Here is a 10,602-nt window from a genome sequence, read left to right on the forward strand (position 1 = left end):
ACTGCTCACGACCCGGCGTTGACGTTGGCGAAGACGACGGCGGCGACCGCCAGGACCAGCGAACCGGCGAGCAGCGCGCTGAGGTAGGTCTGCACATTGCCGGTCTGGGCGCGGCGGACGGCGGTGCCGAGCCGGCGCGCCCCGGCGGCGGCGCCGCGTACGTAGGTCTCGACGACCTCGCGGTCCAGGAAGCGGACGAGACCGGCCGCGGCCTGGACGGGGCGGACGAACAGGGCCGCGTACAGGGCGTCCAGATGGAAGCCGGTGGCCGCGTGGCGGTGGAGCGGGCCCAGCAGCAGCCGGCCGGGGTCGGCCGGGTCGGGAGCGTCTCCGGCGTCGCCGTAGGCGGCGGTGCGGGCCTCGATGGCCTCGATCTCGACGAGAGCGGGTTCCTCGTCGGGGTGGGCCACGACCGCGCCCATGGGGGTGCGGCCGGCGAGCGCCGTGGTGTGGCGCCAGGCGCCGTAGGTGACGAGGCCGCCGACGAGGCCGACGCCGGTGGACAGCACGGCGGTGGTCAGGGACGGGGTGAGGCTGTGGCCGTCGAACCAGTCGGTGATCACGCCGACGGTGAGCCCGAAGGCCATGGTCGGCACGGCCAGCACCCACAGGACCGAGGTCATCGCGACGGGCTGCCTGCCGTGGTCGGGGGCCTCGGCGCCCCGGCCCCGGAAGGCCAGGAGCCAGAGGCGGGTGGCGTACGCGGCGGTGAGCACGGCGGCCAGGAGTCCGGCGACCAGGACCGTCCAGCCGGCGGCTGCCGGGGCGACGTGCCGGTCGCCGAGGGCGGTGTGCTCGGCGGCGACGAGGACGGCTTCCTTGGAGAAGAAGCCGGCGAACGGCGGGATGGCGGCCAGGGCGAGGAGGGCGACCGTCATCGTCCAGTAGGCGTCGGGGATGCGCTTGGTCAGGCCTCCCATGCGGGACATGGCGGCCAGTGAGTTGGTGCCGGCGGCGTGGATGACGACGCCCGCGGCGAGGAAGAGGACGGCTTTGAACGCACCGTGCGAGATGAGGTGGAAGACGGCGGCGCCCCGGTCGCCGACGGCCAGGGCACCGGACATGTAGCCGAGCTGGCCGATGGTCGAGTAGGCGAGGACGCGCTTGATGTCGTCCTGGGCGAGGGCGGCGAGCCCGGAGCCGATCATCGTGACCGCCGCCATCACGGCGAGGACGACGAGGGCCGCGCCGGACGCGGCGAAGACGGGGAGGAGCCGGGCCACGAAGTAGATACCGGCGGCGACCATCGTCGCCGCGTGGATCAGCGCGGAGACGGGGGTGGGGCCGGCCATGGCGTCGGGCAGCCAGGTGTGCAGGGGGAACTGCGCGGACTTGCCCGCGACACCGGCGAGCAGCAGGAGGGCGATCAGGGTGGGGTGGTCGAGGCCGCCGTGCGCGACGGAGCCCAGGATGCCGGTGATGCGGAAGGTGCCGGTGTCGGCGGCGAGGGCGAACAGGCCGATGAGGAAGGGGACGTCGCCGAGCTTGGTGACCAGGAACGCCTTGAGGGAGGCGGCGCGGGCCTCGGGCGTCTCCCAGTAGTGGCCGACCAGGAAGTACGAGCAGATGCCCATGATCTCCCAGCCGACCAGCAGCACCATCAGGTCGCCGGAGTAGACGACGAGCAGCATCGCGGAGGTGAAGAGGGAGACCAGCGCCGCGTACGAGGGGTAGCGGGGGTCGTCGCGCAGATACGCGGTCGAGTAGATCTGCACACAGCTCGCGACGAGGGCGACCAGGACGGCGACGAGGACGGCGAAGCCGTCGAGGTGCAGCGCGAGGTCGATCGGCACCGAGCCGGTGGGGGTGAGCTGGGTCGCGGCGTCGATGGCCCGCCCGCCGCCCTGGCGCCCGGCGACGACGGCGGCGATGACGAGGGAGGCGAGGGAGGGCAGGACGGCGAGGGGCCGGACGTAGCCCGGGGCGCTCCGGCCGGTGAGGAGGCCGGCCGCGGCTCCCAGGAACGGGAGGAGGGGGACGAGGACGGCGAGGGTCGTGGTGGTCACGGAGTGGCCTCTGCCTTCTTTGCCTTCCCTGCCGCAGCAGTGGCCTGGTCTTCGGTGCGGTGGCCGGTCGGGTCGTCGCTCTCGGCGTCGCCGTCGTCGTCCGGGAGTTCTTCGGCCTCGTCGGTCTCGGCGGTGTCGCGGAGGCGGTCGATGTCGGAGCTGCCTCGGTTGCGGTGGACGGCGAGGACGATCGCCAGGCCGATGCCGATCTCCGCCGCCGCGATGGCGATGGTGAACAGGGTGAGGGCCTGGCCGCCGTGCAGGGCGTCGCGGAGCCAGACGTCGAAGGCGACCAGGTTGAGGTTGACGGCGTTGAGCATCAGCTCGACGGACATCAGGACCAGGATCGCGTTGCGGCGGGCGAGCACGCCGTACAGGCCGGTGCAGAAGAGGAGGGCGGCGAGCACGGCGGGATAGGCGAGGTGCATCAGCTCTTGTCCTCTCGGCTCGCGGTGGTCCGGGTCGTGGTGGTCGGGTTCGTGGTGGTCCGGTTCGCGGCCGCGTCGCTCGCGGCCGTCCGGCCCTTGCGGGACAGGACGATCGCGCCGACGAGGGCGGCGAGCAGCAGGACGGAGAGTGCCTCGAAGGGGAGCACCCAGGTCCGGAAGAGGAAGGAGCCGGTGGCCTCGGTGGAGCCCCGGGCGGGCCCGTCCAGCTCGATCCAGGTGGTGCGGAAGGCGTCCACGACGACCCAGACGAGGGTGCCGGCGGCGGCTGCGGCCACCGCGAGGGCGGCCCAGCGGTTCTCCGAATCCGCGTCCGGGGAGCGGCCGATGGGGGCCCGGGTGAGCATCAGGCCGAACAGGAGGAGGACGACGACGGATCCCACGTAGATCAGTACCTGCACCCAGGCGATGAACTCGGCGGTGAGCAGGAGGTACTCGACGGCGAGGCCGCCGAGCGCCACGATCAGCCAGAGGGCGGCGTGCACCAGCTGCCGGGTCGTGACGGTCACCAGGGCCGCGCCGAGGGTGGCGATGCCGACGAGGACGAAGGCGATCTCGACGCCGGCCGGGGAGAGGAAGCCGGGGTGGTGGCTCGTGGCCGCGGCGAGGGCGGCGGCGGTGGTCACTCCTGGTCCTCCTGCGCGGCTTCCTGCTCCTGCTGGGCGCGGAGCTTGTCCGCCGTCTTGCGGGCGGCGGCGATCTCCTTCGGCTCCTCGGCGCCCGGATCCAGGGCCGGCGGCTCGGGGACGGTCCACATCCAGGCGCGCAGCTTGTCGCGCTCATGGGTGAGTTCGAGGATGTCCGTCTCCGCGTACTCGAACTCCGGCGACCAGAAGAGGGCGTCGAACGGGCAGACCTCGATGCAGATGCCGCAGTACATGCAGAGCGAGAAGTCGATCGCGAAGCGGTCCAGCACGTTGCGGCTGCGTTCGCGGCCGCCCGGGACCGCGGCGGGCACGGTCTCCTTGTGCGAGTCGATGTAGATGCACCAGTCCGGGCACTCGCGGGCGCAGAGCATGCAGACCGTGCAGTTCTCCTCGAACAGCGCGATGACGCCGCGCGAGCGGGGAGGCAGTTCGGGCTGCACGTCCGGGTACTGGGCGGTGACGGTCTTCTTCGTCATCGTCCGCAGGGTGACGGCGAGGCCCTTGGCCAGGCCTGCGCCGGGGATCGGGGGCACTAGTTGATCGCCACCTTCACGATGCCGGTGAGCGCGATCTGCGCGAGAGCGAGGGGGATGAGCGTGGTCCAGGCGAGCTTCTGCAACTGGTCCTCGCGCAGCCGGGGATAGCTCACGCGCAGCCAGATGACGACGAACGCGAGGATGCCGGCCTTCAGCAGCGTCCAGACCCAGCCGAGTCCGTCGGCGCCGAGCGGGCCGTGCCAGCCGCCGAGGAAGAGGACGGTGGTCAGTCCGCACAGCACGACGATGCCGGCGTACTCGGCGAGCAGGAAGAGCGCGAAGCGCAGGCCCGTGTACTCGGTGTACGCGCCGAAGATGATCTCCGAGTCGGCGACCGGCATGTCGAACGGCGGGCGCTGGAGTTCGGCGAGGCCGGCCACGAAGAAGACCAGGGCGCCGATGATCTGCCAGGGCAGCCACCACCACTCGAACGCGTCGAGGATGCCGGGGAGGGAGACCGTGCCGGCCGCCATCGCCACGGAGGCGGCCGCCAGCAGCATCGGCAGCTCGTACGCGAGCAGTTGCGCGGCGGTGCGGAGGCCGCCGAGCAGGGAGAACTTGTTGGCCGACGCCCAGCCGGCCATGAGCGAGCCGAGTACGCCGACGCCCATCACCGCGAGCACGAAGAAGATGCCGGCGTCGACGACCTGGCCGACCGCGCCCTCGCCGGGACCGATCGGGACGGCGACGAGCACGAGCAGGTACGGGAGCAACGCGACGGCCGGCGCGAGCTGGAAGACCCTGCGGTCGGCCTCGGCCGGGACGATGTCCTCCTTCTGCGCGAACTTCACGCCGTCCGCGACGAGCTGGGCCCAGCCGTGGAAGCCGCCGGCGTACATGGGGCCGAGGCGGCCCTGCATGTGGGCCATCACCTTGTGCTCGGCCTGGCCCACGAGAAGGGGGAGGACCATGAACGCGGCGAAGACGATGACGAGGCGGAGGGCGACGTCCAGTACGTCGTTCACTCGGGGTCGCCTCCGGAGTCGGGGGTGTCGGGGGGTGTGGGGGGCTGTTCGGCGGGCGGGGTGTTCTCGGCGGGGGGCCGGGGCTCGTCGAACGCCGGGCGGGCCGCGTGCCACGGCGCGTCCTGCGATGCGCCCGGGGCCGGGGGCGCCGGGGGTGCGGCGTCCGTCGGCGGTTCGTTCTCCGGGCCCGGGGGCACCGGCGGCTGCTGGCTCGCCGAGCCCTGGGACGCGGTGCGGTTGCGGCGCGGGCGCGCCGGTGGCGCCGCCGGGGCCTCGGGCCCGGGCTCGGCCGGCGTGGCGGTCGGGCCGGGCTCGGCCGGCGGAGTCGCCTCGCTCGCCGAGCGGGTGCGGCGCGCGGGGCGGTCGGTCCCGGCGGCCCTCGCTCCTCGGGCCGGACGGGCCGGGGCCGGGGGGAGCTGGCCCTTCAGGGGGCCCCACTCGTTCGGGTCGGGGACGCCGGGCGGGAGCATCGTGCGGCGCTTCGGGCCGCCGTGTTCCGACTCGCCCGGCTCCTTCGCACCCGGCCAGGCCTTCGCCACGCGGGCCGCGAGGACGAAGTCCTTGCGCAGGGGGTGGCCCTCGAAGCCCTCGGGCAGCAGCAGCGGGACCAGGTGCGGGTGGCCGTCGAAGCCGATGCCGAACATCTCGTGGGTCTCGCGCTCGTGCCAGCCCGCGCCCGCGTAGACGCCGATGGCCGTGGGCAGCACGGCCGCCTCGTGCGGAACGGTCGTACGGAGCATGAGCCGGCGGACGCGTCCGCCCGGGACCGGCAGCGCGGCGACGTGCGCGCAGACCCGGAAACCGGTGCCCGGCTCGTCGACGGCGCTGAGCCAGTCGAAGTAGGTGCAGCCCAGTTCGTCGCGCGCCGTTTCCAGCGCGGTGGTCCAGGAGGCGGGCGGCACGTCCACGGTCAGGAGGTCGTAGGCCGACTCCGCCGCCGCCTCCTCGCCGAAGATCTCGGTGACGGCCTCCGGCAGGCGGTCGTAGCTCTCGGGCGCGGTCACTTCTCCGCCCCCGGCGCATCCGGGGAGCCAGGGGTCTCCGGCGGCTGCGGGGGCACCGGGGGCGCGATCAGGCCGCTGCGGAGTGCCGCCGCGGACGGGCCGTTGCCGGTCCCCGTCGCGTACCGCTCGCCCAGCGACTCCCTCGCGATCTTCTCCTGGAGCTTGAGGATGCCCTGGAGCAGCGCCTCGGGCCGGGGCGGGCAGCCGGGTACGTACACGTCGACCGGGATGATCTGGTCGACGCCCTTGGTCACGGAGTACGAGTCCCAGTAGGGGCCGCCGCAGTTGGAGCAGGCACCGAAGGAGATGACGTACTTGGGCTCGGGCATCTGCTCGTACAGCCGCTTCACCGCCGGGGCCATCTTGTCCGTCACCGTGCCGGAGACGATCATGAGGTCCGCCTGCCGGGGGCCCGGGGCGAAGGGGATCACGCCGAGCCGGATGAAGTCGTGGCGGGCCATGGAGGCGGCGATGAATTCGATGGCGCAGCAGGCGAGTCCGAAGTTGAAGACCCAGAGGCTGTAGCGGCGGCCCCAGTTGAGGACCACCTTCATCGGCTCGGGCGCGAGCCGGGACAGCACGCCCAGGCGCTTCGGTTCCGGGAGGAACGTGGGTACGGGGGCGGGTTCGGCCCCCGCCTCGGCGGACGACGGGCTCGTCACGTCCATTCGAGGACGCCCTTCTTCCATGCGTAGAGCAGTCCCACGGCCAGGAAACCGAGGAAGATGAACATTTCCACGAGCGTCGTCGCGCCGTATCCGGGCGCGGCGAAGACGGTCGCCCAGGGGAACAGGAAGATCGAGTCGACGGCGAAGATCACATAGAGGAAGGCGTACACGTAGTAGCGGACCTGGGTGTGGGCCCAGCCCTCCCCCACGGGGTCCACGCCGCATTCGTACGTGAGGAGTTTCTCCGGCGTCGGAACCACGGGCCGCAGCAGCCGGCCCGCCCCGAACGCGACGGCGACGAACAGCACGCCGATCACGGCGAGCAGCCCGACCACCGAGTAGCTGTGGAAGTACTCCGACGCGAGAACGTCCGGTCCCGCCGCGTCCGTCACGTCCGCCCCTCGCTCCCTCAGAACCCGTTCGACGATCTGTACGCACGGGAGTCTAGGCCCTGTAAAGGGAGGGTAAGCAGTTGCGTGGGACAACTGGTAGGGATATCCCTACTTCACCCCACCCACGAGCCCCATGGCATCCGCATGTCCGGCCCGGCAGGCTGGGTGCATGACCATGAGCCCCCAGGTGCCCGACCACGACGGGCCGCCTCCCGTCCGCTTCGCCTTCGACCGGTGGACGTGGAAGGAGGTCGCCCACCTCCTCGCCAACCTTCCGATCACCATCGTCGGCTTCGTCTACACCGTGGTGATGCTCGCCGTCGGGGCGGGTCTCGCGGTCACCGTGGTCGGGCTGCCGCTGCTGGCGGGCGGGTTGCAGGGATCCAGGCTGCTGGGGCGGGCGGAGCGGGGCCGGGCGCGTGCGCTGCTCGGTGTCCGGATCGACGAGCCGAGCGCCATGGCCCGGGGCCGCCGGGAGCACGGGTTCTTCGCCTGGCTCTGGTCGAGCCTGAAGGACCCGGTGGCCTGGCGGGCGGCGCTGTACTCCCTGATCCGGCTGCCGTGGGGGGTCGTCACCTTCGCGGTGACCCTCGTGAGCCTCGTCCTGTGGCCGGCGCTCCCCTACACGGCACGGCTCATGGGCAACGCCGACCGGGGCATGGTGCGCGGGCTGCTCTCGCCCTCCGACGATCTGGAACGCCGTATCGCCGAGCTGGAGTCGGACCGGGGTGTGGTCGTGGACACCGCCGCCGCCGACCTGCGCCGCATCGAACGCGACCTCCACGACGGGGCACAGGCCCGCCTCGTCGCCCTCGCCATGGGCCTCGGCCTGGCCAAGGAGAAGCTCACCGACGACCCCGAAGCCGCCGCCAAGATGGTCGACGAGGCCCACGGCGAGGTCAAGGTCGCCCTCCAGGAACTCCGCGACCTCGCCCGCGGCATCCACCCCGCCGTCCTCACCGACCGCGGACTCGACGCCGCACTCTCCGCCATCGCCTCCCGCTGCACCGTCCCGGTGACCGTGGCGGTGGATCTGCCCGGGCGGCCGGCGCAGGCCATCGAGGGCATCGCGTACTTCACCGTCTCCGAGCTCCTCCAGAACGTCAGCAAGCACAGCGGGGCGCGTACGGCCTCCGTCGACGTGTGGCGCCAGGACGACCGGCTGCTCATCCAGGTCGGCGACGACGGGCGGGGCGGGGCCTCGATGGACGGCGGTACGGGGATGTCGGGGCTGGCCGAGCGGCTGGACGCCGTGGACGGGCTGTTCGTCGTGGACTCCCCGGTGGGCGGCCCCACAACCGTCACCGCCGAGCTGCCCTGGCGGGACACCCCCTAGGGCGTGCCGTCGAACTGGCGTCTGCCGTGCGACGCCATGCACGCACTCTCGCCGCACCGGCCGCCCTTCGGGCGACGACGCCAGTTCGACGACACCCCCTAACCCGTACAGGGGTGGGGTGGGGAAAACCCCCGGTCGAAGAGGGAGACCGGCCTCATGGTGCGTGGGCGCACGGCCCAGCAGTCTGGAAGCACACCCGCACGGTACGCAGCGGAAGCCGACGAAGAAGAAACGGACGGAAACCCATGGCCACGGCATACGGACCGGACACCCGGGACCACCAGCGGCAGGACAGCGGTCCCGGGGGCCGTCCCTCGACGCGCCACGTCCTGCCGGCCGCGCTGCGCGCCCCCGTCTCGGGCCGGACCTGGCGCGAGTTCGGCTATCTGCTGCTGAGCCTGCCGATCAGCACCGTGCTGTTCGCCTTCGCCGTCACCATGACGTCCCTGAGCGCCGGTCTGCTCGTGACCTTCCTGGGGATTCCCGTCATGGCCGCCGGTCTTGCCATGTGCCGCGGCTTCGGGATGCTGGAGCGGGCCAGGGCCCGGGCCCTGCTGCGGCTGGACGTGGCCGCACCGGCGCCGGTGCGCGGGCGGACCGGCGGGCTGCTGTCCTGGGTCGGGGCGGTCCTGAAGAGCGGGGTGTCCTGGCGGCACCTGCTCTACGCGCTGCTGCACTTCCCGTGGGCGGTCTTCGCCTTCTGCGTCTCGCTGACCCTCCAGGCGTGGGGCTGGGCAGCGCTCACGTACCCGCTGTGGCACTGGACCGTTCCCTCCCACGCGGGCGTCACGGGCATCCAGCTGTACGGGGACACCCAGCACGAGGTCTATCTGGACTCGGCCACCGACCTGGCCCTGACGGCCGTCATGGGCCTGGGCATCGTCCTCGTCTCGCCGTGGGTGATCCGGGGTCTGGCGACCGTGGACCGGCTGATGGTGTCCGGGCTGCTGGGCCCGTCGCGGCTGGCAACACGGGTGACGGAGCTGGAGTCGGACCGGGGTGTGGTCGTGGACACCGCCGCCGCCGACCTGCGCCGCATCGAACGCGACCTCCACGACGGGGCACAGGCCCGCCTCGTCGCCCTCGCCATGGATCTGGGCCTGGCCAAGGAGAAGCTCACCGACGACCCCGAAGCCGCCGCCAAGATGGTCGACGAGGCCCACGGCGAGGTCAAGGTCGCCCTCCAGGAACTCCGCGACCTCGCCCGCGGCATCCACCCCGCCGTCCTCACCGACCGCGGACTCGACGCCGCACTCTCCGCCATCGCCTCCCGCTGCACCGTCCCCGTCACGGTCGACGTGGACCTCGCCTCCCGGCCCGCGCAGGCCATCGAGGGCATCGCCTACTTCACCGTCTCCGAACTCCTCCAGAACGTCAGCAAGCACGCCCGCGCCACCCGCGCCACGGTCGACGTGTGGCGCACGGAGGACCGGCTGCTGCTCCAGGTCACCGACGACGGACGCGGCGGCGCCGACCTGACGGCGGGCAGCGGGCTCGCCGGGCTGACCGAGCGCCTCGACGCGGTGGACGGTGTCCTGGTCGTCGACTCCCCGGCGGGCGGCCCGACCAGGGTCACCGCGGAGCTGCCCTGGCGCGGCTGACCCCGGCCCCGTCTTCGTACAACCGCCCCGGGAGGCCGCTCCCGGGGCGTGGTCAACCCCGCGAACGCTCACCGCGTCACTGCCGATACTGGGATGCTGGACGGCATACGGGCGGCAACAGCGAGCAGCGGGGGAATCAGCGTCGTGGTGGAGGACAGAGTGCGCGTGGTCATCGCCGAGGATTCGGTACTGCTCCGGGAGGGCCTGACCCGGCTGCTGACCGATCTCGGGCATGACGTCGTGGCCGGGGTCGGTGACGCGGAGGCGCTCATCAAGACGATCGGCGATCTGGCCGGGCAGGACGCGCTCCCCGATGTGGTGGTCGCCGATGTGCGGATGCCGCCGACCCACACGGACGAGGGCGTGCGCGCGGCGGTCCGGCTGCGCAAGGAGTACCCGGGGATCGGGGTGCTGGTCCTGTCCCAGTACGTCGAGGAGCAGTACGCCACCGAGCTGCTGGCCGGGTCCAGCCGGGGCGTGGGCTATCTGCTCAAGGACCGGGTCGCCGAGGTCCGGGAGTTCGTGGACGCGGTGGTCCGGGTGGCGCAGGGCGGGACGGCGCTGGACCCCGAGGTGGTGGCGCAGCTGCTGGGCCGCAGCCGCAAGCAGGATGTGCTGGCCAATCTGACGCCGCGCGAGCGCGAGGTGCTGGGCCTGATGGCGGAGGGGCGGACGAACTCCGCGGTGGCCAAGCAGCTGGTGGTGAGCGACGGCGCGGTGGAGAAGCACGTCAGCAACATCTTCCTGAAGCTGGGGCTGTCCCCGAGCGAGGGCGACCACCGGCGCGTGCTGGCCGTACTGACCTATCTGAATTCCTGAGCCGGGACCGCGGCGGAGCGGGACCCGGCCCCGGAAGGACGCGGGAGAGTATCCGGAATCGCGGCTGATCTGACACCCTGTCAGGTAATCCGCTCCCGGGTGTCTCCAGCGAGGGTCCGACGGGGAACCAGGGAGCTGGTGAATCATGGCGGAACAGCACCGAAAAGCGTCTCAAAACGCCG

11 protein-coding genes are annotated in these 10,602 nt (G+C 72.4%); 3 read left to right on the forward strand and 8 right to left on the reverse strand.

The window, feature by feature from the left end; translation table 11 throughout:
- Positions 1–5 precede the first annotated feature (5 nt).
- From RLT58_RS14630 to RLT58_RS14665, 8 genes are read right to left on the reverse strand one after another with little or no spacing between them, the layout of a single operon-like run.
- Complete coding sequence (locus tag RLT58_RS14630) at positions 6–2,006, reverse strand: NADH-quinone oxidoreductase subunit 5 family protein (protein WP_311310812.1); 2,001 nt, start codon at positions 2,004–2,006, stop codon at positions 6–8.
- Positions 2,003–2,434 carry an NADH-quinone oxidoreductase subunit NuoK gene (gene nuoK, locus RLT58_RS14635; protein ID WP_311310813.1) on the reverse strand — a complete coding sequence of 144 codons (432 nt, stop codon included), beginning with the start codon at positions 2,432–2,434 and terminating at the stop codon, positions 2,003–2,005. Before nuoK ends, RLT58_RS14630 begins: the two co-directional genes overlap by 4 nt.
- The gene (locus tag RLT58_RS14640; RefSeq protein WP_311310814.1) at positions 2,434–3,078 is read right to left on the reverse strand and encodes an NADH-quinone oxidoreductase subunit J family protein; all 645 of its coding nucleotides are present in this window, start codon (positions 3,076–3,078) and stop codon (positions 2,434–2,436) included. The genes nuoK and RLT58_RS14640 overlap by 1 nt, the downstream gene beginning before the upstream one ends.
- On the reverse strand, positions 3,075–3,632 hold the full coding sequence (locus RLT58_RS14645) for a NuoI/complex I 23 kDa subunit family protein (RefSeq protein ID WP_311310815.1): 558 nt from the start codon (positions 3,630–3,632) through the stop codon (positions 3,075–3,077). The genes RLT58_RS14640 and RLT58_RS14645 overlap by 4 nt, the downstream gene beginning before the upstream one ends.
- Positions 3,632–4,600, reverse strand: a complete 969-nt coding sequence (locus RLT58_RS14650; RefSeq protein WP_311310816.1) for a complex I subunit 1/NuoH family protein — start codon at positions 4,598–4,600, stop codon at positions 3,632–3,634. The genes RLT58_RS14645 and RLT58_RS14650 overlap by 1 nt, the downstream gene beginning before the upstream one ends.
- Entirely contained in the window at positions 4,597–5,604 is a 1,008-nt protein-coding gene (locus RLT58_RS14655; RefSeq protein WP_311310817.1) for an NADH-quinone oxidoreductase subunit C, read from the reverse strand. Before RLT58_RS14655 ends, RLT58_RS14650 begins: the two co-directional genes overlap by 4 nt.
- The gene (locus RLT58_RS14660) at positions 5,601–6,272 is read right to left on the reverse strand and encodes an NADH-quinone oxidoreductase subunit B (protein ID WP_311310818.1); all 672 of its coding nucleotides are present in this window, start codon (positions 6,270–6,272) and stop codon (positions 5,601–5,603) included. Before RLT58_RS14660 ends, RLT58_RS14655 begins: the two co-directional genes overlap by 4 nt.
- Positions 6,263–6,664: an NADH-quinone oxidoreductase subunit A gene (locus RLT58_RS14665; protein WP_311310819.1), complete on the reverse strand. Its 402-nt coding sequence runs from the start codon at positions 6,662–6,664 to the stop codon at positions 6,263–6,265. The genes RLT58_RS14660 and RLT58_RS14665 overlap by 10 nt, the downstream gene beginning before the upstream one ends.
- Before the next feature lie 169 nt (positions 6,665–6,833).
- Here RLT58_RS14665 and RLT58_RS14670 point away from each other — a divergent pair, with 169 nt between their 5' ends.
- From RLT58_RS14670 to RLT58_RS14680, 3 genes are all read left to right on the forward strand, one after another.
- On the forward strand, positions 6,834–8,000 hold the full coding sequence (locus tag RLT58_RS14670) for a sensor histidine kinase AbrC1 (RefSeq protein ID WP_311310820.1): 1,167 nt from the start codon (positions 6,834–6,836) through the stop codon (positions 7,998–8,000).
- Positions 8,001–8,245: 245 nt separating this feature from the next.
- Positions 8,246–9,601, forward strand: coding sequence for a sensor histidine kinase AbrC2 (locus tag RLT58_RS14675; protein WP_311310821.1), 1,356 nt, complete (start codon positions 8,246–8,248; stop codon positions 9,599–9,601).
- A 159-nt stretch (positions 9,602–9,760) separates the two neighbouring features.
- Positions 9,761–10,420 (forward strand): response regulator AbrC3, encoded by a 660-nt coding sequence (locus RLT58_RS14680; RefSeq protein WP_311314522.1) that lies wholly within the window; start codon positions 9,761–9,763, stop codon positions 10,418–10,420.
- The last annotated feature ends 182 nt before the right edge of the window (positions 10,421–10,602 follow it).

Source organism: Streptomyces sp. ITFR-16, from assembly GCF_031844705.1.
In the GTDB taxonomy this organism is placed as follows: Bacteria; Actinomycetota; Actinomycetes; order Streptomycetales; family Streptomycetaceae; genus Streptomyces.

Excerpts from the sequence above, each read along its gene's own strand:
- RLT58_RS14675 (WP_311310821.1), top strand. The coding sequence starts at position 8,246 with ATGGCCACGGCATACGGACCGGACACCCGGGACCACCAGCGGCAGGAC.
- RLT58_RS14660 (WP_311310818.1), bottom strand. The coding sequence starts at position 6,272 with ATGGACGTGACGAGCCCGTCGTCCGCCGAGGCGGGGGCCGAACCCGCC.
- RLT58_RS14670 (WP_311310820.1), top strand. The coding sequence starts at position 6,834 with ATGACCATGAGCCCCCAGGTGCCCGACCACGACGGGCCGCCTCCCGTC.
- nuoK (WP_311310813.1), bottom strand. The coding sequence starts at position 2,434 with ATGCACCTCGCCTATCCCGCCGTGCTCGCCGCCCTCCTCTTCTGCACC.